Genomic DNA, 20,063 nt, shown 5'->3' with positions numbered 1-20,063 from the left:
CCTCCTGCGTCTTGTTCAGGTCAACGATGACAGGCGTTGCAGTTGGTGGGCCCCGTGGGGTGGCCCGCGGCCGCGGCCACCATTCCTTCGCGGGGCGGCGGCACGGGGGTGGACCACTCGCGCTGGCCGCGATGGCATTGCAGGCAAGCGCCCATCCTCATGTTGAGCACTTGTTCCACGATCTCCATGCGCTCCACGGGGCCGTGGCACTCCTGGCAGGCAATGCCCAGGGCGACGTGGGGGCTGTGGTCGAAATAGACGTGGTCGGGCAGGTCGTGGACCCGCTTCCAGGGGAAGCTCTCGCCCGCTTCCAGGGCCGCCTTCAGGCGCTGGATGTGCGGGCTGTCCGGCAGGGTGAGCTCATGGCACTTGAAACAGGCCTCCAGGGCCGGCACCATGGCATGGCGGCCTTCGCGGGCTCCGCTGTGGCAGTACTCGCAGGGGATCTGGTTGTCCCCCGCATGGACCTTGTGGGAATAAGGAATGGGCTGCTCCGGGGCGTAACCCATGTGATAGCGGTCCGGTTGGGTGTTCCAGCCCACCAGAATGACGGTGATCAGCACACTGACCACCGTCAACGGCAGACCAACGCGAAGGAAGCGGTCAACTGCCTGCATGGTCTTCTGTCTGCCTTCGGTTTTCGGCGCCCGGGCGACGCGAGGGCCTGGGCGGCGGCTGAGATTCGGCGCGGCGCGAAACGAAAGCCAACATGATAATGCTCATGGAATGAATCGGCCATGACTTTCATCAATCAAGGCCCCGGGGCAGGATCAACTGGGAGGGCGGCCGCGCCGGGCGCTGTTCCGGACGGGTTTTTGCCCTGTGAAAGGGATCGCCTCCCGCCGGGGCGGGAGGCAGGGGGCGGCGCGAGCATGGCCGGGACTGGTCGTGGCGTGGCCCGGCACTCCGGAGGGGCCAGCCGGTCGACTCCTCGACCCGGCGCCTATTCACAGTAGACACGCACGGTTTCACCGTCGCCCTCCACGTCGATGCCGGTCTCCTGGAGAGTCTGCACGATCTCATCAAGGGCCTTGCCGTCCAGGTCGTCCACGGAGAAGTTCAACCCCTTCTCTTGCATGGCGATGTCCACCTTGGCCCGGGCGCTGTCCGGCAGGAGCCCCTTCAGCTTGATGCCGGCCCGCAACAGACTCAACGGCACGCGCACATTGACTTTCTCGCCGCCCTCCTTGACCACGAGGACGCGCAGGAACCTCGCCTTGGCAGCGCCACTCTCGGCCTGCCTGTGGGTCTCCGCTGCCCCGGCGGCGACGGCCGGGTTGCCCCGCTCCTCCACTTTGACGGCCTCCAGCAGGCGCTCGGCCTCGTCCACATTGATGCGGCCTTCCGCCAGCAGTTCCAGGATCCGCTTCCGCTCGTCCATGTCCACACCTCCTTTACTTCACCGGGGATTCCGGATCGGACCCCGAGGTCTCCAGTTGTTCGAGGATCTCCTTGACACTCAGGCTGCCGCGCTCCAAGCCATCCAGCAGCCGCCCCACCCGGCCGGCGGCGGGGGGCGCCGCCTCCCGCTCGATCTGCACGTCCAGGAAGCTCAACTCCTCCGACAGGCGGCGGAGCCGGTTCTTGATGGTGGGGTAGCTGAGGCCGAAGCTTTCCTCCATCTGCTTGATGGACCCATGGGAGCGGACGAAGGCGGCGATGAAGACCTGGTCCTCCGCCTTGAGGCGGGCCAGGGGTGAGGGCTCGAAGGAGCCCTCGATGACCAGGTCCTCGCCGGGTAGCCGCACCCGTTCGATGCGGAACTCCTTGCCCTGGGTCCAGTGGGTCAGGCGTTGCCAGCTGTCCATTTCCGACCTCCTTGGACAAAAGATAATGTTGGATTTTAGAAAATCAATATTTGCTGGCGCAAGAATTAAAAAAATCAATCTTTCTGGCGATGGAAGGTCTGCCTCGTCCTTTGCCTTCACAGGTGGACCTATTCCGCAAGGAGTCGGACAATCTTCCGCTTGACATGGCCATGAATGATTGCCAATCTGTGCTCCAGCTAGCTCAAATCGCTTTTCAAGTGGTTTGAACTCCAGTTGAACGAAGAAGTGAAAAAACTTTTACAAGGAGGCGGGTCGCACCATGAACCACGACAAGGGACAGGTGGAGAGGGTCACGGCGCTGATCAAGAAAGCGGGCATCCGCTTCATCAATCTCCATTTCACGGACATCAGCGGCATTGTGAAAAGCGTGGGGATCCCGGTCAGCATGTGGCAGGACGTGCTGGACCACGGGCAATGGTTCGACGGCAGCTCGATCCAGGGTTTTGCCCGCATCGCCGAGAGCGACATGATGCTGGTGCCCGACCTGCCCACCTTCGTGCAGATTCCCTGGGACGAGGACGTGCCCACCGCCCGCGTCATCTGCGACGTCCACCACCCCGACGGCTCCCCCTTCGAGGGCGACCCGCGGCGCGTGCTGCGCCGCATGGTCCTGGCGGCGGAGGCGGAGGGATTCACCTACTTCACCGGCACCGAACTGGAGTTCTTCCTCTTCAAGCCCCAGCCGGACGGCAGCCTGCTCCCGCTGCTGCCCCAGGACCGCGCCGGCTATTTCGACGTCTCCACCGACCTGGCCCACACCGTGCGCCGCCACATGGTGGACCACCTGGTGCAACTGGGGCTGGAGATCGAGGCCCTGCACCACGAGGTGGCCATCGGCCAGCACGAGATCAATTTCAAGTACGACAAGGCCCTGGCCACGGCGGACAAGGCCATCACCCTGCGCCTGGCGGTCAAGGCCGTCGCCCAGAAGCACGGGCTCTACGCCACCTTCATGCCCAAGCCCATCCACGGCGAGAACGGCTCCGGCATGCACACCAACCAGAGCCTCTGGCAGAATGGCCGCAACGCCTTCATCGGGAAGAAGGACCAACACGGCCTGAGCGAGCTGGCCAAGCACTTCATCGCCGGACAGCTCAGCCACGCCCGCGCCATGAGCGCCGTCATCGCGCCGCTGGTCAACAGCTACAAGCGCCTGGTGCCGGGTTACGAGGCGCCGGTCTACGTCAGCTGGGCCAGCCAGAACCGCTCGGCCCTCATCCGCGTGCCGCGCATCAGCCCCGGCCGCGAGAATGCCACCCGCATCGAGCTGCGCTGCCCGGATCCCTCGGCCAACCCCTACCTCGCCTTCGCCGTGATGCTGGCCGCCGGACTGGACGGCGTCAAGAACAAGCTGCCGGCCCCCCGCGCCGCCGAGGAGGACCTCTTCCACGTCTCCGAGGCGCGCCGCATGCGCATGGTGTCCATGCCGGGCTCCCTGGGGGAGGCGGTGCGCGAGTACAAGAAGAGCCGCCTCATCCGCCGCGTCTTCGGCGACGATCTCTTCCAGTCCTATCTCGTGGCCAAGACCAAGGAGTGGGATGCCTACCGCACGCAAGTCACACAGTGGGAGCTGGACCGCTACCTGGCCATCTATTGAGCCGAGTGGCGCCCCTTCCCCCGCGCCCTGGGGGAAGGGGCGCCGCGGTGGCCGCCGTCCGCGGGCGGACCTTCAGAGGGCAGGCCTTCTGATCAATGGGCGCGGGGCAGTGTCAGCACGAAGACGGCGCCCTGGCTCACTCCCCGGGAGAGCCCTTCCAGCGCGCCATCATGCAGTTCCGCCAGGCGCCGGCTGATGCATAGGCCCAGGCCGCTGCCCTCGCCGCGGCTGCTGTGGGGCCGGTGGTAGCGATCGAAGATGTAAGCCAGGTCCGCCGGGTGGATGCCGGGGCCGTTGTCCTCCACCTCCAGACGGACCTGATCCTCAGCTGTCTCAAGGCGCACGGCAAGGCGGGCCTCGCCCTCCGGCCCGGCCGCCAACTGGTTGACGGCATTGCGCAGCAGGTTGCGCAGCACCTGCGCCAGGCGGGACTCGTCGGCCAGGACCAGGGCCGGCGTGGCGGGACGCCTCCACTCCAGGGCGATGCCCCGGTCCAGGCAGGCCAGCTCGACGGCGGCGATCTCGCCGTCCACCAGGTCGGCCAGATCGAGCGGTCGCCGCTGCAGGTGAAGGCCGGCCTCGTCGAGCCGGGCCAGGTCGAGCAGGTCGGTGACGAGGGCGTCCAGCCGCCGGGCCTGGGCCATGCACAGCTGGATGGCGCGGCGGGTCTCGTCTGGCAATGGCTGCCGCAGGAGGAGATCCAGGTTGCCCATGATCGTGGTCAGGGGGGCGCCCAACTCATGGCTGACCTCGCTGACCAGCTGCCGGCGGCGGCGGTCTCCTTTCTCCAGCTCGGCGGTCAGGTCCTCAAGGCGGGCCGCCATCCGGTTGAACTCCCGCGCCAACCCGCCCAGTTCGTCGTCGCGTCCCGTCGGCAGGCGGCTGTCCATCTCCCCCCGGCCCAGGCGGATGAAGGCGGCATGGAACTGGCCCAGGCGTCTCAGGAGAGGACGGGCCAGCAGCCAGGCGGCCAGGCCGGCGATGGCGGCCGAAACCGCCAGGATGGCGATGAGCAGCCCCTGTCCGCCGGACCGCCAGAGGCCGCCTCCCCGCGACCCGGCCAGCAGCAGCCAGCCCTCGGCGGCGGGGCGCGCCACCAGGGCCAGCTCCCGCGCGGCGGCCCAGCGCTCGAGGGCGGCGGGGGATAGTCCGGCCAGGGCCAGCTCCTTGAGTTCGCCCAGGCGGGGATCCTCCGCCAGGAAGCCGGCCGCCGCCAGGTTGCCCCCGGCGTCCAGCCAGACCAGGCTCATCACCTGGGGCCGTCCCAGGCTGAGCTGCATGCGGTGGCGCAGTTCGGCCCGCCGGCTGATGAGGGGGCCCATCCCGGCCCAGGCCCGCAGGCTGTCCTCCACCGCGGGCAGGATGAGGCCGGCCTGTTCGCGCAGCTCCACCTGGTGCAGGGCCAGGTCGCGGGCGCGGATCCAGCGGGAGACGAGCAGGCCGGTGAGGAGGGCCTGCAGGCAGAGCAGGAGGAGCAGCAGCAGGCCGAAGCGGGCGGCCAGACTGACGGGCAGGCGCCGCGGGCGGCTCACGAGTCCTCGTCCAGGGTCAGGGAATAGCCACGGCCCCGCACCGTGCGCACTTGGGGCATGCCGGGACCGGCCATCTTGCGGCGCAGGCGGACGATGAGCGTGTCCACGGCGCGGTCGTAACCCTCGTAGTCCACGCCCCAGGCCTGCTCGATCAGTTCGTCGCGGCCCAGGACCCGGCCCTGGTTAAGGAGCAGGATGCGCAGGACCCGCACCTCCAGGGGGCTCAGGTCCAGTGGCTGGCCGTGGCGGCGGGCCTGGCGGCCGTCGCTGTCCAGGCTGAGGGCGCCCAGGCTCAGGTTCGTGCCCGGTTGCGCGCGGCTGCGGCGGAGGAGGGCGTGGACGCGGGCGCTAAGCTCCCGCAGCGAGAAGGGCTTGCCCAGGTAATCGTCGGCGCCGGCCTCCAACCCCTCCACCTTGTCGTCCTCGCTCTTGAGGCTGGTCAGCATGAGGACGGGCAGGGAGCCGATCTCCCGCACCTTGTGCAGGATGCGGATGCCGTCGCCGCCGGGCAGGATGCGGTCCAGGACAAGGAGGTCGGGCAATCCGGCGTGCAGGGACTGCAAGGCGGAACGCAGGTCGCCGCACACCGCGCAGGACAGCCCCTCGTCCTCCAGGGCGCGATGGATGAGGTCGCGGACGTGGGGATCATCCTCGACGATCAGGATGCGGGCGGCGGACATGCAATCATCTCCCCTGTCGTTCGTTTGGTGGAATGCGCCCGGCTCCCCCGGCGGCGGGGACTTGTCACATTGTTGCCACACGGCGGCGGCGCCAAGATGACAGTTTCCGCGGCGAAGAGGGGAGATGTGATGGGAGTCTGGTCATGGTCGGTGGCGCTGCTTCTCCTGCTTGTCCTTTCCGGCGGCCGGGCCAGGGCGGCGATGGAACACCGCTGGCTCACGCTGGGGGGCGGTCTGGAGGCGGCCCGCTACGCCGACGAGGACCCCTTCCGCTTCCAGCGCGCCAAGGCCTTCAGCTCTTCCCTCTTCGGCAGCGCGGGGGCCGGGGAGCGCTGGCTGGCCGCCGCGGGCTGGACGGACCAACGCCTCCGCCAGGAGGGCAGCGCCGCCTGGCTGGAGGAGGATGGCTGGGAGTACCGCGGCCTGCAGCGCACGCTGTGGCTGACCCGCGCTGTCACACCGGGCTGGGGCGTGGAGGCGCTGGGGCACGGCAGCTCGACGCGCCTGGCCTGGACCGAGGCCGGACGGGCCAGGGAGGAGAGCCGCCACGGCTGGCTGGTCGGGGGAGGGCTGTCCTGGTCCCCGCATCCCGCCACCGGGCGTCCGCTCGTCTTGGGCATCCGCCTGGCCCGGCTGCGGCCGGCCCACCGCGAGGCGGAGGGGGGCCGCATCCACGTCGCCGAGTTGAACCTGCGACGTCCGCTCGGCGCCGGCAGCGGACGGATCGCCCTGCTGGCCACGCGGTCGGAAGAGGGCCTCAAGCTCGCCGGCCTGGCGCGGGGAGCGGCCGTGGTGGGCGCTGGTCGGCTGGGTCTCCATGCCAGCCTGCTGGCCGGCCGGCTGGACCACTGGTACGACGTGGAGCGCCTGGTCGTGCACGATGGGCCGCGCCCCTTGCGGGCGGCCATCGGCGTGGGCCTGGACTTCAAGATGGGGGCGGGCTGGAGCCTGTCCGCCGCCACCGGCTGGGAGCGGGTGGAGGATCACGAGAGCCGCTGGCTTTATCTGGGGACGAGGTGGAGCCGCCAGATCTGGGCCGTCGTGCCATGAACGGGGATGGCCAAGGGCAAGGGGGGAGACGGACATGAAAGCAGTGCTGCTGGGACTGCTGCTGGTGGTCCAGGCCGCCACGGCCCAGGAACTGGGGATGACCCTCAAACTGGACGCCAAGGGACAGAAGCCGGAGAAGGTCTTCGTGTCGGGAAGGACGGACAAGGCCGCCTGGCTGGGGATCTCCTTCTACCCTTACGGCACCCAGAACGTGCTGGCTGATGGAAGCCACCAGGTCCTCCAGGTGCCCGCCGGCCGCTTCGAGCACGCCTTCCAGGTGGCGGACCGCCTGACGGGCGGCGGGGTGGAGGTGGCCCTTTGGGAGAAGCGCGTGGCCGCCGCCCAATGCGCCGGCCCCTGCGAATGGTGCCACAAGAACGGCTACCACCTCGAGAACCAGATGCTCTATCTCTACGGCAGCCTGGCGGCCTCGGCGGGGGCGGGAAAGGCCCAGACCCATGGCAAGTGACGGGGCGGCCGGCGCGCTGGCCCACCTTCATCTCAATCCGCAGGGCTTCCTCTTCGATCACCACAGCGGACTGAGCTTCAGCACCAATGGCACGGGCGCCTTCATCCTCGATCGCCTCATCCAGGGCCGGACGCGGGCGGACATCCTGCGCGCCCTGGTCGAGTCCTGGGAGGTCGCCCCCGACCAGGCGGCGACCGATCTCGACGAGTTCGTCCAGGCCCTGCGCCGCCACCGCGTCCTGCCGCGCGACAAGCAGGAGGCGGCGGCATGAGACCGCAGCCCATCGCCGACTGGCGCCGGGCCGGCATCGCCGTCAGCGGCCTCAACGCGGCGGACAATCCGGCGCCGGGCATCGCCGTGGCGCGCAGCCTGCGGGAGGCCGGGCACCGCGGGCGCCTCGTCGGCCTCGCCTACGATCCCATGGATGCCGGCGTCTACAGCGGGTCGCTCTTCGACGAGGTCTACCTCGTGCCCTTCCCCCGCCGCGGGTCCGACGCCCTGATGGGCCAGCTGCGCCAGGTGCGGGCCGACGGTCCGCTCGATCTGGTCCTGCCCACCCTGGACAGCGAGATGGAGCTCTACCTGACCCTGCAGCCGGAGCTGGAGGAGCTGGGCGTGCGCTGTCTGCTGCCCGACGAGCAGGGCCTCGCCATGCGCGCCAAGTCGCGCCTGGCCGAGTTTTGCCGGCAGCATGGCTTCGCCGTGCCGCCCACCGAGGTGGTGCACAGCCTGGAGGGACTGCGCGAGGTCTGGGAGGATCTCTGCGATCCCGGCGGACGGGAGCCGGTCTACATCAAGGGCGTTTTCTACGAGGCGCGCAAGGCCTGGGTCCTCGAGCAGGCGGAAGCGGCCTTCATCGAGATCGCCGCCCGCTGGGGCCTGCCTGTCATCGCCCAGCGGGGCCTGCCCGGCTTCGAGTACAACATCTGCTGCCTGGGGGACGGGGCGGGCGGCCTGATCGGCGCCGTGCCCATGCGCAAGCTGGGCGTGACGGACAAGGGCAAGGCCTGGTCCGGCGTCACGGTGGGCGAGCCGCGCCTGCTGGACCTGGCGCGCCGGATGATAGGCGCCCTGCGCTGGCGCGGCCCCTGCGAGCTGGAGATCCTCTGCGCGGAGGAGAACGATGAGCTGGCCCTGATCGAGATCAATCCGCGTTTTCCGGCCTGGTGCTACCTCTGCGCGGGGGCCGGGCAGAACCTGCCAGCCGCCCTGGCCCGTCTCGCCCTCGAGGGCCGCTGCGAGCCGCTGGCGCCCGCCCGCAGCGGGGTCATCTACAGCCGCGCCGCCGTGGACGTCATTTGTGATCTGGACGTGCTGGAGCGCCTGAGCATCTCCGGCCGCGCCGTGCATCGCCCTGCCGGGGAGCCGACCGATGAGCGCTGAAGCCCGCCGCCTCTACGAGAAACCCGTGTTGATCCGCCACCAGGCCGGCCTGCAGAACAAGTTTGGCAAGCTGCCCACCCTCCGGGTGATGGAGGAGCTGGACGGGGTTCCGCTGGCCGGGCTGGCCCGGGACTTCGGCACGCCCCTCTACCTGCTCTCCGAGAGCGCCCTGCGCCGCAAGGTCCAGCAGTTCCGCCGCGCCTTCGAGACGCGCTATCCCCGGGTGCGGCTGGCCTGGTCCTACAAGACCAACTACCTGGGCGCGGTCTGTCGCATCATGCAGCAGGAGGGCTCTTGGGCGGAGGTCGTCTCCGGCCATGAGTTCCGCCTGGCGCGGGAGCTGGATGTCCCCGCCGACCGCATCATCTACAACGGACCGGACAAGGACGACGATTCCCTGCGCGCCGCCATCGCCGGCGGAGCCAGGATCCACCTCGACCACCTGGAGGAGATCCCCCGCCTGGAGGCCCTGGTGCGCGAGGTCGGCCTGCCGGCAGGCCGGGACCGGCTGCCCGTGGCCATCCGCGTCAACATGCAGCTGGATGCCCAGCACTGGGACCGTTTCGGCTTCAACCTGGAATCGGGCCAGGCCCACGAGGCGGCGCGCCGCCTGGCCGACAGCGCCGAGTTGGAACTGGCCGGGCTCCACACGCACATCGGCACTTACGTGGACAACGTGGACCTCTACCGGCGAGCCGCTGGACGGCTGGTGGAGCTGGCCGTCTGGGTGAGGCGCTTCACCGGGGCCCGCCTGCGCTGGTGGGACATGGGGGGCGGCTTCGCCACGCGCAACACCCTGCACTGGGCCTACCAGGGCGGCGAGGTGACCTGTCCCAGCCTGCAGCAGTACGCCGAGGCGATCTGCCCCGTGCTGGCCACCCTGCCGCTGGAGCCCGGGGAGGAGCTGCCCGAGCTCTTCTTCGAGACGGGTCGCGCCCTGGTGGACGAGGCCATGCACCTGCTGGTGCGCGTCGTCTCGGAGCGCCGGCTGGGGGACGGCAGCCGCGCCCTGGTGGTGGACGCCGGAGTCAATCTGCTCTCGAGCACGGCCTGGTACCGCTATGACATCCTCCCCGTCGGCAGCCAGGGCTCGATGATCCTCGAGGACACCACCCTGCTGGGCAACCTCTGCATGCAGATCGACGTCCTGCGCAAGGGCGTGCCCCTGCCCGCCCTGCGACCCGGGGACCTGCTCGTGGTGCGCCATATCGGGGCCTACAACCTCAGCCAGAGCCTGCAGTTCATCCATGGCCGGCCGGCGGTGGTCCTGGTGGATCCCCGCGGCGGCCGCCATCTCGTGCGCCAGGCGGAGACTCCCGCCTACTGGCGGCAGCTGGACCAGCTGCCACCGCACTTGCAGGACGGGACATCCCGCCCATGAGGGAGCCAGGCGCCCCGCCGCCGCGACCCCTGCCTTTCCGTCTGGCCGATGAGCTGCTGGGCACCGTGGGCGGCGTGCTCTTCACCTCCCGGCGGCGCAGCGGCCTCTTCTTCCTGCTGGCCCTGGCGGGCAGTCCACGCCACGCCGGATTCGGCCTGCTGGGCCTGGCGACGGCGGCCGCCTGTGGACGTCTCCTGGCGCCGGACTCCCCCTGGCACCGGCTGGGCCTCCATCACGGCGCCGGGCTGCTCAGCGGCGCCGCCCTCGCCACCTATCTGCCGGCGGGGGCCGGCTCCCTGCTGCTGGTGCCTTTCATCGCGGCCCTGGCCGCCCTGCTCGTCACAGTGCTGGGCCCCCTGCTGGCGCGGCGCGGCCTGCCCGTCCTGGCCATGCCCTTCGTGCTGGCCACCTTCGCCGGACTGGCCGGCGCCGTCGTGCTCCACCACGGACCGCTGCCCTGGCCCGAGTTGCAGCCGCTGCTGCCTGGATTGGACCAGGCGGAGGCGGAGCTGGGTCGGTGGCTGCCCCTGCTCGTCCAGCAATACCTGCGCAGTTTTGGCTCCCTGCTGTTCCTGCCCTCCCTGACGGGCGGCCTGCTGGTCCTGACCGGCCTGCTGCTGGGCTCCCGCATCACGGCCCTGGCCATGGTGTTGGGCGGCGTCCTGGGCACCGTCCTGTTGCAGGTCCTGGCCGGCGGCGCCATCCAACAGGCCGCGTTCGGCCTCGTGGCTTTCAACGCCATCCTGACCGCCGGCGCGCTCTGCGGCCTCTTCCTGGCCCTCAGCCCGCGCAGCCTGGTCTACGCGGCCCTGGCGGTGGCGGCCACCATGCTGGTCGCCATCGGACTCCACACGCCGCTGGCCGTGCTGGGCCTGCCCGTGCTCGCCCTCCCCTTCACCCTGACCGTCTGGCTCTTCCTCCTCCCCCTGCGGCAGGGCGGCCTCGACTGCGAGCGGCTCGACATCTGGGCTCCGCCGCTGGAGCTGGTGGGCCGGGCCGAGGACAACCTGCGCGCCTTCGAGCGCTGGAAGCGCGACCGCCTCGTGCCGGCCCCCGTGCTCAGCCTGCCCCTCCTCGGCATCTGGACCGTCACCCAGGGGCCGGGCGGCGAGCTGACGCACAACACGCTGCCCGGCGCCGAGGCCTGGGATCTCATGCTGCTGGACGCCGAGGGCAGGGCCGCCGACTGGCCCGGAAGCGAGGTGGACCAGTTCCACGGCTGGGGTTGCCCCGTGAAGGCGCCGGCGGAGGGGAGGGTCATCGCCGTGGAGGGCAGCCTGCCCGACAACCCGGTCCATGCCGCCGACACGGCCAATCCCTGGGGCAATTGGGTGATGATCGGCCACGATGGCGGCACGGCCAGCCTCCTGGCGCACCTGCGCGCCGGCAGCCTGCGCGTCCTGCCCGGACAGCGCGTGGCCCGGGGCCAGGAGCTGGCCCAGCTGGGCAACAGCGGCCGCAGCCCGGAGCCGCACCTGCACCTTCAATTGAACGAGGGTCCCTGGCTCGCCTCGCGCAGCCTGCCCGCCCGTTTCGGATCCTGGGTGGAGCTGCGCGACGGGGCGCCGCCCCTCTTCCATCCGCTGGGCCGCCCGCGGCAGGGCATGCGCGTGGCGGCGCTGGCCGACCTGGACTGGCCCGACTGGAGCGCCTTCTTCCCGCTGGCCGTGCCGGGACGAAGCTGGCGCTGGACCTGCCGCATGGGCAAGGGCGGACCCGAACGCACCGGGGAGCTGACGCTGCGGGCTGGAGGTGGAGGGCGGCTCATCCTGGACGACGGCGACAGCACGGCCCAGGTGGCTTGGTGGCCGGGCTGGGTCCAACTGCTGCCCCTGCCGGAGGGCGATCCGGAGCGCCGCCGCCTGTGCGGCCGCGACAGTCTGGTCGACCTGCTGCTGCTGCTGGCCTCCTGCCTGCCCTGCCGGGGTCCCGAGGAGCTGCATGCCACCTGCGACCTCCGCTCCTTCGGTCTGGCCCGGGGCTGGCGTCGCCTGCTCTCCTTGGAGAGCGACGGCCTGCTGACCACTGACTTCCGCCGGGTCGACGACCCGCTCCCTGGGCTGGCGGCACGTTCACGCGTGGAGGCGGGAGGCCGCGCCGTGCTGCTGGGCGAGTTCAGCGCCGAGGCGCACCGCGGCCTGGTCCGTTTCCGCGTCACCACCGGGAGCGGCGCGCCGGTGGCCGACTTCCATCTGCAGGATAGCTGAGCGAGGCATCATGAACCTTTCAATCGTGTCCCTCCTTGGCCTGCTTCTGGGCCTGGCCGGGTCGACCCAGGCGCAGATCGTCCAGAAGTGGGCGGTGGTGGAGAACGACGTGGTGGTGAGCTGGTCCTGGCCCGACCTGGACGGCGACGGCGTCCGCGAGCTGATCCAGGAGGACGGCACCGGCTGCTGGTTCTTCGACGGGGCGGATGCCTACACCCTGGTCTGGACCGTGGAGGATCCCGCCCCCACCGCCAGCACCACTTTCCAGTTGTGGCTGCAGCGGGACGGCTGGTGCGTCTTCCGCCAGCAGAATGCCACGGATCAGCAGGCCCGTCTCTTCATCTATCAGAACGGGGCGGCCGCCCCGGCCTGGAGCACGGCCCTGCTGCCCGGGAACATCACGGAGGGCGGTATCGGCGACTTCGACGGGGACGGCCAGCTGGAGCTGGCCTGGAGCTGGCACTCCTGGAATGGCAGCACCTGGACAAGCACCTGGACCGTGCGCCGCCTGGCCACCGGGGCGGTGGTGCTGGCCGAACAGACAGGGGCGGGCTATCTCTCCGGACCCTGGACGGGCAACATCGAGGGCGATGCCAGCGAGGAGATCCTGCTCAACTGGTACTGGTCGACGGGCCTGGCCCAGTTGGTGTGCTGGGGGGCGAATCCGGCCACGCTGGATCCCGGTCTCCTTCCCCGCTCGTCCGCCCTCAGCGCCTGGCCCAATCCCTTCAATCCGGCCTGTCGCATCCGCCTGGACCTGGGGCCGCTGCCGGAGGCGCTCACGATCCACAACTTGGCAGGGGAGCAGGTGCGGCGGCTTCCCCTCGGCGGCGCCGGTCCATTGGAGCTGATCTGGGACGGCCTGGACCAGCGGGGACGCCCGGCCCCCAGCGGTCCCTACGTGGTGCGGGCGGGAGGCCACAGCCTGCCCGTCACGCTCATCCGCTGAGGCCGGGTCGGGCGGTCGGACTCGGGAGGATGACCAGGGCGGGGGACCGGCGGCGGGCGGAACGGTCCGTCGGGCCGTCCGCGCAGGCAAGACGGAGGCCTCAAAACCAGGGCTGGGTCGGGGCAGCGGCGCGGTGCCGCCTCTCCACGGCTTCGATGAAACGGGCGCGGGCCGCTTCCCCGGCCAGGCTCTCATCGCCGATGAGGGGCAGGCCGCCGTCGTGGGCGCGCAGGGCCAGGGTCAACAGGCCATCCGCGTCCCGGCGCAGGGCCGCCTCGGGCGGGCCGGGCCAGGCCATCAGGGCGCGGCTGGAGAAGAGATCGGCGTCCCCCAGGCCGCAGCTGGGCGAGCGCGCCTTGAGCACGGCCCCCGCCACCCCGTCCGCCACCAGGACGCGCGCCAGGAGAGCGCACCAGGACTCCATCTCCTCCGTCCAATCACGCCCGCCGTTGCGCTCCACCAGGCGCAGGCGACCCCCCTCCGTGAGCAGGCCGATGGGCGGACGCGGCACGCCCATGCCCAGGTCGCTCTCCGGGCAGAGGTCGAGCAGCAGCCAATGGCGGGGCAACAGCTCCAGGGCGGCGGCCGGGCGCGCCGCGCCGTCGTGGCGGCAGCGCTCCCCGGTCAGGCAGCGGCTGACCAGGACCTTGGGAGGTGTTGCCGGGATCGGGGGGCTGAAGAAGGTTCTCTGCGTCATGGTTGTCGATCCCTACCAGCGTCCCGCCAGGCGTTCTCGCGACCAGTGCGCCTTGAGCAGGGCGGACTGGGCCTGGACCAGCCCGCCGTGGGCGCCGCGCAGGTTCTGCTCGCCCTGCAGCAGGTCCGTCACCGGCACCATCCCCAGTCCGTACTTCTGCTCCAGCAGGCCCAGGTTCTCCCGGGAGATGGCCCGGGAGCGCTCCGCCAGCTCCAGCTTGCGCCGCTGCGCCTCCTCCTGGCGGCCCAGCGTCTCCTGTTCCACGTGCAGGCCCAGCTCGCCCGCGTCGAGCAGGTGCCGCGCCCGGCGGGCCGTGGCCAGTGCGCCCAGGCTGGCCAGGCTGTTGGCGCCGCCGCGGAAGATGTTCCAGCTGAGGCTGAGACCCACCGTGCGCGTCGTGTGGCGGCTGTCGTAGGTGAAGGGATCGCTCCCCTCGTTGCTCCAGGTCAGCCCGGCGCTGAGCGTGGGCCAGAGCGACCCGGCCGTCGCCACGCCCTGCCAGGCGGCCTGGCGCATGTCCCAGCGCAGGGAGGCCAGCTCGGGCGAAGCCTCCCCCGCCTCCGCCGGGGGGGCGCCGAGGCCGGCCAGGAGCCGGGCCAGGTCCTCCAGCTCCGCCTCGGAGGAGAGCTCCGTCCTCAGGAGCGCCTCCAGGCGGAGACGCGCCGTCAGCTCCGTCGTCAGGGCGTCCTCGCGCTGCAAGCCGGCCAGGGCCAGCGAGTTCTCGATGAAGAGGCGGTCGATGCGGCTGGCCACGCCCTGCTCCTCCTGCTGGAGGGCCCGCTGCAGCTGGCGTTGGGCGAATTCCTCCCCCGCCTGGGCGATCTGCAGCAGCTCACGGGCGGCCAGCCAGTCCACCCAGGCGGCGCGCAGATCGTAGACCAGTTGCGCCAGGGCGGCGCGGTGCCGCTCGCGGGCCGCCTTGAGGCCGGCGCTGCCAGCCGCCGCGCCCGCGGCCAGGCGGCCTCCGGCGAAGAGGGGCTGGCTGAGGGCCAGGACATGGCGCTGCGTCTCGTCGTCTTCGCGCCAGACACCGCCGGCGGGCACCGCCTCGTAGCGGGTCCAGTTGCTGCTCAGGTCCGCCCGCGGCAGCAGGCCCGACCAGCCGGCCCAGGCCGCGCTGCGGGCGCGGGCCAGCTCCTCCGCGGCGGCCAGGGCCCGGGGATGGCCGGCCAGCAGCTCCCGCTCCGCCCCGGCCAGGTCGAGGGGAGGGGCGGCGGCGCGGACGGCCGGCAGCAGGGCCAGGACCAGGACGGCCGGCCAATGGCGCAGGCTCATCATGGCTGTGTCTCCTGTCGGGCTCGGATCACGGCCGGTTCGAGCGATTCGGCCGTGGGCCACCAGGAGCCCGGCTCCTGCGGCTCTCCCATCACGAAGCGTCCCGCCAGCCGGTTGACGAAGTAGGCCCCCAGCCGGCGCAGGTCGTTGGTGACCATGTAAAGCGAGGGGATGATGTAGAGGGTGAAGATGGTGCCGAAGAGCAGGCCGAAGGCGATGGAGATGGCCATGGGGATGAGGAACTGGGCCTGGCGGCTGGTCTGCAGGATGATGGGCATCATGCCCGCCACCGTTGTCGCCGTGGTGAGCAGGATGGGCCGGATGCGCTTGAGGCCGGCCTGGTAGACGGCGTCGCGGACGGAGTTGCCCAGTTCCAGCTCGCGGTTGATGCGGTCCACGAAAACGACCGAGGCGTTGACGATGATGCCGGCCAATCCCACCAGTCCGTAGACGGAGAGGATGGAGAGGGGCTTGCCCAGCAGCAGGTGGCCCAAGATGGCCCCCACCAGGCCCAGGGGGATCATGGCCAGGACGATGCCCATCTGCACCAGGCTGCCGAAGGTGGCGATGAGGATGAAGGCGATGCCGAGGAGGGCCATGGGGAAGGTGCGCCTCATGCTGGCGCTGGACATGGCCTGCTGCTCCTGCTCGCCGCCCCAGGCGCTGCGGATGGTGGGATGGGCGCGCGCCAGTTCAGGCAGGACCAGGGCCCGCAGATCCGCCTGCACGGAGGCGGCCCCCGGGGATTTCTCATCCACGTCGGCGCTCACCTCGATGACGCGGCGGCCGTTGACGTGGCGGATCTCCTGCAGCGAGGGTCCGATCTCGAAATCCACCGCCTCGCCGAAGGGCACCAGCGCCCCGCTGGGGGTGCGCAGGCGGATGTCGCGCAGCTGCTCCACGCTGGCCCGGTCGGCCGCCCCCAGCCTGGCCCAGACCTTGATCTCGTCCTTGCCACGCTGGTAGCGGAGGATCTCTTGTCCATAGAAGGCCTGGCGCACCTGGCGGGCCGCCTCGCTCAGCGTCAGGCCCAAGGCCTCGCCCTGGGGCTTCATGCGCAGGCGCAGCTCGCGCTTGCCCAGGCTGCGGTTGTCCTTGATGTCGGTGAGGGCGGGCAGCTGCTTGAGGCGCGCCTTGAGCCATTCCGTCGCCCGGTCCAGCTCCGCGGGGTCGGCCCCCGAGATGCGGAGGTTGACGGGCTGGCCGAAACTGCGGCCGGACTGCCCGGCTGTCAGGTCCTCCGCGTCGGGCACGGGAGGCAGGCGGCGGCGCCATTCGCGCACGACATCCTGGCTGGCCATGGCCCGCACCTCGGAATCGAGCAGGCGCAGGGTGACGCGCCCCTGCTCGCTCTGCGGCCCCAACTCGACCGTCATGGACTGCAGCACGCGCTGGCCGTCCGGCTGGGCGGCCTGCAGCCACTCCTCCATGCCCAGGGCGACCTGCTCCAGTTCCTGCAAGACCTCCAGCGTGCGGCGCTCGCGGGTGCCGGCCGCCATGCGCAGCTCGAGGATGACGTCGTCCTGGTCGATGCGCGGGAAGAACTGGAAGGGCAGGCGGCCGCTGGTCAGCATGCCGATGGAGAGCAGCAGCGCGCTTGAGCCGATGCTCACCGTCACCCAGTGGACGCGCAGGATGGCGGCCAGGCTGCGCGAGAACCAGCGGCGGATGACCAGATCGATCCAGCCGTTGATCCGGCGGCGCAGGGCTCCGACCGGCTTGTGGTTGGCGCGCAGGGCGCGGCTGTGGGCCAGGTGGGGCGGCAGCAGGAAGATGCACTCGAGCAGGCTGAAGGCGAGGGCGAGGATCACCATGAGGGCCATCTGCCAGATGAACATGCCCATCCGCCCCTCCATGAAGAAGAAGGGGATGAAGGCGATCACCGTGGTGGAGATGGAGGCGACCACGGCCGGAATGACCTCGCGCGTGCCGCGGATGGCCGCCTCGTGGGGCGGCACGCCCTGTTCGGTCATGGTGTAGATGTTCTCGGCCACCACGATCCCGTCGTCCACCAGCATGCCCAGCACGAGGATCATGCCGAAGAGGGACATGACGTTGATCGTGGCCGGGGTGAAACCCATGAGGAAGAACATGCCGGCATAGGCCACGGGGATGCCCAGGGCCACCCAGGCGGCGAGGCGCAGGTTGAGGAAGAGGGTGAGGGTGAAGAGGACGAGGAAGAGCCCCTGCAGGCCGTTGGTCGCCAGGAGCTGGATGCGCTGGCGCAGGCCGATGGTCGTGTCGCGCACGATGGTCAGCTCCAGGTCCCCGGGCAGCTGGTTCGTGGCCTCCGCCAGCCACTGCTTGACCGCCTTGACGATGGTGATGCTGTCCTCGTCGTTCGTCTTCTCGACCAGGATGGTGACGGCGGTTTTGCCTTGGTACCACAGGGCGTCGGGCCGGTCCTCCCAGTCCTCGCGCACGTCGGCCGCGTCGCCCAGGCGGATGATGGCGCCGGAGGGCAGCACGCGCAGGGGGATGTCGGCGTACTGGGCGGCCTCGTAGCGGCGTCCGTAGACGCGCAGGCGCAGCTCCTCCACATCTGTCTTGATGCTGCCGCCGCTCAGGTTGAGGCTGTAGTCGCGCACCCGCCTGGTGATCTCGTCGAAGCTGAGACCCAGGCGGCGCAAGTCCGCCTCGCGCGGCTCGATGGCGATCTGGCGCTCGGGCACGCCCTGGACGCTGGCCAGGGAGACGGCGTCCAGGTCCTGCAGCTCCTCGCGCAGACGCTCCGCCGTGCGGCGCAGGCTTTCGCGGTCCGCCGATCCATGCAGGGCCAGGGTCATCACGCGGGAGACGCGCCGCTGGAGCGAGACGATGGGCCGCTCGGCGTCGGCCGGGAGGCCCACGATGCCGTCCACCGCGTTCTTCAGCTCCTGCAGCCGGTCCTGCACGCTGGCCCCCGTGCGCAGGATGACGAGCATGGAGGCCATGTTCTCCATGGCCGTGGCGCGCACCTCCTCGATCTCGGGGATGCCTTCGATCGCCTCCTCGAGCTTGAGGATGATGCCTTCCTCCACCTCCTGGGCCGAGGCGCCGGGGAAGGGCACGCTGATCTCCACCTGGTCGGGGATGACGGTGGGAAAGGTCTCGCGATTGATGGTGCGCATGCTGATCACGCCGAAGATCAGCACGAGGGCGATGATGGCGTTGATGGTGAGCAGGTTGCGGATGCCCCAGCGCAGGAGGGAGGTCACGGGCGGCCTCCGGCCTTCCCGGAACCCTCGCCCTTTGCCGGCACGGCACCGTCGGCAGGGGCGGGCGCTCCGTTGGCGCGCAGCAGCATGCCGGGCACGGGATCCTGGATCGCGGTGAGCACCAGGGTGTCGCCCTCGGCCACGCCGCCTATCAGGAGCGCCTCGTGGCGGCCTGTCCAGGCCACCTCCACCTGGGCGATCTCCAGCCGTCCGCCGCGCCAGAGGAGTACGCGGTCATTCTCGCGCAGGGCCCGCCGCGGAATGCGCAGGGCGGATTCCAGCACGCGACCGGTGAAGACAGCCTCGACAAGCATGCCCGCGCGCAGCCCCGCCTGGCCGCCCGGCACGTGCACCACGGCCTCGCGGGTCTGCTGGGTGGGATCCAGCCTGCCGGAAAGCTGGGCCAGCCGACCACGCCAGACCTGGTCCGCCCCGCTGTTCTCGGTGGAGGAGAGGCGCACCTCCCGGTCGGCCGGGGCTTGGCTGATCCAGGCGGCCTCGCTGTCCCGCAGGGGGACGCGCAGCTCCAGATCGGCCAGGTTGAGCACGCGGGCCACGGTCTGACCCGGCGCCAGCAGCGTCCCCGGCACCAGGTCGCCCGCGCCCACCTCCAGGTCGAAGGGCGCCGTGATGCGGCAGCGCTCCAATTGCAGCTCGGCCTTGCGCAGGGCCAGGGTGACGCTGCCCTCCGGCCCGGTCTGGGCGGCCAGCCCGATCTCCTTCTCCTGCCGGCCCAGCAGCGTGAAACGGGCCTGCTCGACGGCCTGGGGACTGGCATTGTCCGCTTTGAGGAGGGCCTCCAGGCGCTCCAGGTCCATGCGGGCCAGGGCCGTGGCGGCGCGGGCCAGCTCCAGTTGCTCCTCGCTTTGCCGCAGTTGGCCGCGCAGGCGGCGCACCTCCAGGGCGTAGTCCGTCGTGTCGATGAGGCAGAGCAGGCCGTCGCGGGGGACGGCCAGTCCCGGCTTGAGGCCGAGGGGGTGGGCCGTGGCCAGGACGCGGCCTCCCACCTGGGCCGCCAGCACCAAGTCGCCGGCGCTCTGGACGCGTCCCAGTCCGCGGACGGTGGTGGCCTGCGGCTCGTAGCGCACCACCTGCAGGTCCACGGAGCGGGCCGGCGCGCCGCGCGGCGGCCCCTCGCCGGGCCGGCCCCGGTGCATGAGCAGGAAGAAGCCGGCCACGCCCAGGACGACGATGATGGCGGAGATCCCCAGGGTGCTGCGGGTGGTGTCTTTCATCGACGGTCCATTTTTAACCAGAACGCCGGACGAGCCGGCGTTCCTGGTTGGGTGGAACAATGGGGGACCTGCGCGGCTAGCCGGCGGCCTTCTCCAGACGCGCCAGGAAGGTCTCGAACTCCTCGCGGGTCATGTCCTGGGCGGCTCCCAGGGCGAAGGACACGGCATCGAAGCTCTGGATCTTGCGGCAGAGCCGCTGGATGCGCAGGATGTCCTCCTGGGTCAGCTTGAAGGGCAGCTTGTTGTTGGCCAGCCAGGTGTTGACCTCATCCTCGTACTCCAGGCCGCGGACCAGGGTCCAGACGCCGTTCAGCTTGAAATACTTGGAAAGACGGTCGAGCACGCGCAAGCTGGGGCTGTGGTCCGGATCATTCAGGATTGATTGGACACTGCCCACGCCTATTCCGGCTTGCTTGGCCAGGCGGATGATGCCAATCCCCTTGCCGTCGCCGTTGTCGTTCATGAGCTTGCGCAGTGTCTTGCCGACCTGGGTGTGGATCACCCTGGCCTGTGGATCGATTCTCTTGCGTTGCATGGCGGTCCCCATCAGTTAATGCAGGTGAATAGTTGTCGGTCAGTCCA

General features: G+C 70.5%; 18 protein-coding genes. 8 read left to right on the top strand and 10 right to left on the bottom strand.

Features of this window, described 5'->3' with window-relative positions; genetic code table 11:
• Nucleotides 1-20: 20 nt before the first annotated feature.
• From Q8O14_07510 to Q8O14_07500, 3 genes are all read right to left on the bottom strand, one after another.
• On the bottom strand, nucleotides 21-617 hold the full coding sequence (locus Q8O14_07510) for a cytochrome c3 family protein (protein MDP2360584.1): 597 nt from the start codon (nucleotides 615-617) through the stop codon (nucleotides 21-23).
• A 326-nt stretch (nucleotides 618-943) separates the two neighbouring features.
• The gene (locus Q8O14_07505; GenBank protein ID MDP2360583.1) at nucleotides 944-1,381 is read right to left on the bottom strand and encodes a hypothetical protein; all 438 of its coding nucleotides are present in this window, start codon (nucleotides 1,379-1,381) and stop codon (nucleotides 944-946) included.
• A gap of 13 nt (nucleotides 1,382-1,394) precedes the next feature.
• Nucleotides 1,395-1,808 (bottom strand): DUF2089 family protein, encoded by a 414-nt coding sequence (locus Q8O14_07500; GenBank protein MDP2360582.1) that lies wholly within the window; start codon nucleotides 1,806-1,808, stop codon nucleotides 1,395-1,397.
• Between the two features lie 280 nt (nucleotides 1,809-2,088).
• Between Q8O14_07500 and Q8O14_07495 the strand changes: the two genes are divergently transcribed.
• Entirely contained in the window at nucleotides 2,089-3,426 is a 1,338-nt protein-coding gene (locus Q8O14_07495) for a glutamine synthetase family protein (protein ID MDP2360581.1), read from the top strand.
• 92 nt (nucleotides 3,427-3,518) lie between these two features.
• On the opposite strand, the gene Q8O14_07490 is transcribed toward Q8O14_07495, so the two are convergent.
• Nucleotides 3,519-4,958 (bottom strand): HAMP domain-containing sensor histidine kinase, encoded by a 1,440-nt coding sequence (locus tag Q8O14_07490; protein ID MDP2360580.1) that lies wholly within the window; start codon nucleotides 4,956-4,958, stop codon nucleotides 3,519-3,521.
• The gene (locus Q8O14_07485) at nucleotides 4,955-5,638 is read right to left on the bottom strand and encodes a response regulator transcription factor (GenBank protein ID MDP2360579.1); all 684 of its coding nucleotides are present in this window, start codon (nucleotides 5,636-5,638) and stop codon (nucleotides 4,955-4,957) included. Before Q8O14_07485 ends, Q8O14_07490 begins: the two co-directional genes overlap by 4 nt.
• A gap of 129 nt (nucleotides 5,639-5,767) precedes the next feature.
• Here Q8O14_07485 and Q8O14_07480 point away from each other — a divergent pair, with 129 nt between their 5' ends.
• The 7 genes from Q8O14_07480 to Q8O14_07450 are packed head-to-tail and all read left to right on the top strand — an operon-like array spanning nucleotide 5,768 to nucleotide 13,077.
• Nucleotides 5,768-6,688, top strand: a complete 921-nt coding sequence (locus Q8O14_07480) for a hypothetical protein (GenBank protein ID MDP2360578.1) — start codon at nucleotides 5,768-5,770, stop codon at nucleotides 6,686-6,688.
• 34 nt (nucleotides 6,689-6,722) lie between these two features.
• Entirely contained in the window at nucleotides 6,723-7,157 is a 435-nt protein-coding gene (locus tag Q8O14_07475; GenBank protein MDP2360577.1) for a hypothetical protein, read from the top strand.
• The gene (locus tag Q8O14_07470; protein MDP2360576.1) at nucleotides 7,147-7,428 is read left to right on the top strand and encodes a PqqD family protein; all 282 of its coding nucleotides are present in this window, start codon (nucleotides 7,147-7,149) and stop codon (nucleotides 7,426-7,428) included. The genes Q8O14_07475 and Q8O14_07470 overlap by 11 nt, the downstream gene beginning before the upstream one ends.
• The gene (locus tag Q8O14_07465; protein ID MDP2360575.1) at nucleotides 7,425-8,540 is read left to right on the top strand and encodes an ATP-grasp domain-containing protein; all 1,116 of its coding nucleotides are present in this window, start codon (nucleotides 7,425-7,427) and stop codon (nucleotides 8,538-8,540) included. Before Q8O14_07470 ends, Q8O14_07465 begins: the two co-directional genes overlap by 4 nt.
• A complete protein-coding gene (locus Q8O14_07460; GenBank protein ID MDP2360574.1) occupies nucleotides 8,530-9,921 on the top strand; it encodes an alanine racemase in 1,392 nt (463 codons plus the stop codon). Before Q8O14_07465 ends, Q8O14_07460 begins: the two co-directional genes overlap by 11 nt.
• Nucleotides 9,918-12,128: an urea transporter gene (locus Q8O14_07455; protein MDP2360573.1), complete on the top strand. Its 2,211-nt coding sequence runs from the start codon at nucleotides 9,918-9,920 to the stop codon at nucleotides 12,126-12,128. Before Q8O14_07460 ends, Q8O14_07455 begins: the two co-directional genes overlap by 4 nt.
• Nucleotides 12,129-12,138: 10 nt before the next feature.
• Nucleotides 12,139-13,077, top strand: a complete 939-nt coding sequence (locus Q8O14_07450; GenBank protein MDP2360572.1) for a hypothetical protein — start codon at nucleotides 12,139-12,141, stop codon at nucleotides 13,075-13,077.
• 100 nt (nucleotides 13,078-13,177) lie between these two features.
• On the opposite strand, the gene Q8O14_07445 is transcribed toward Q8O14_07450, so the two are convergent.
• The 5 genes from Q8O14_07445 to Q8O14_07425 form a co-directional block, all read right to left on the bottom strand.
• Nucleotides 13,178-13,774: a DUF523 domain-containing protein gene (locus Q8O14_07445; GenBank protein MDP2360571.1), complete on the bottom strand. Its 597-nt coding sequence runs from the start codon at nucleotides 13,772-13,774 to the stop codon at nucleotides 13,178-13,180.
• Between the two features lie 12 nt (nucleotides 13,775-13,786).
• Nucleotides 13,787-15,052: a TolC family protein gene (locus Q8O14_07440; protein MDP2360570.1), complete on the bottom strand. Its 1,266-nt coding sequence runs from the start codon at nucleotides 15,050-15,052 to the stop codon at nucleotides 13,787-13,789.
• Nucleotides 15,049-18,246 (bottom strand): efflux RND transporter permease subunit, encoded by a 3,198-nt coding sequence (locus tag Q8O14_07435; protein ID MDP2360569.1) that lies wholly within the window; start codon nucleotides 18,244-18,246, stop codon nucleotides 15,049-15,051. Before Q8O14_07435 ends, Q8O14_07440 begins: the two co-directional genes overlap by 4 nt.
• A complete protein-coding gene (locus Q8O14_07430) occupies nucleotides 18,243-19,481 on the bottom strand; it encodes an efflux RND transporter periplasmic adaptor subunit (GenBank protein ID MDP2360568.1) in 1,239 nt (412 codons plus the stop codon). The genes Q8O14_07435 and Q8O14_07430 overlap by 4 nt, the downstream gene beginning before the upstream one ends.
• A gap of 76 nt (nucleotides 19,482-19,557) precedes the next feature.
• On the bottom strand, nucleotides 19,558-20,016 hold the full coding sequence (locus Q8O14_07425; GenBank protein ID MDP2360567.1) for a helix-turn-helix transcriptional regulator: 459 nt from the start codon (nucleotides 20,014-20,016) through the stop codon (nucleotides 19,558-19,560).
• Nucleotides 20,017-20,063: the final 47 nt, after the last annotated feature.

The organism is bacterium, from assembly GCA_030685015.1.
Taxonomy (GTDB): domain Bacteria; phylum CAIWAD01; class CAIWAD01; order CAIWAD01; family CAIWAD01; genus CAIWAD01.
Note: the sequence above shows the minus strand (reverse complement) of the source record. Positions and strands in the feature narration are given on the sequence as shown.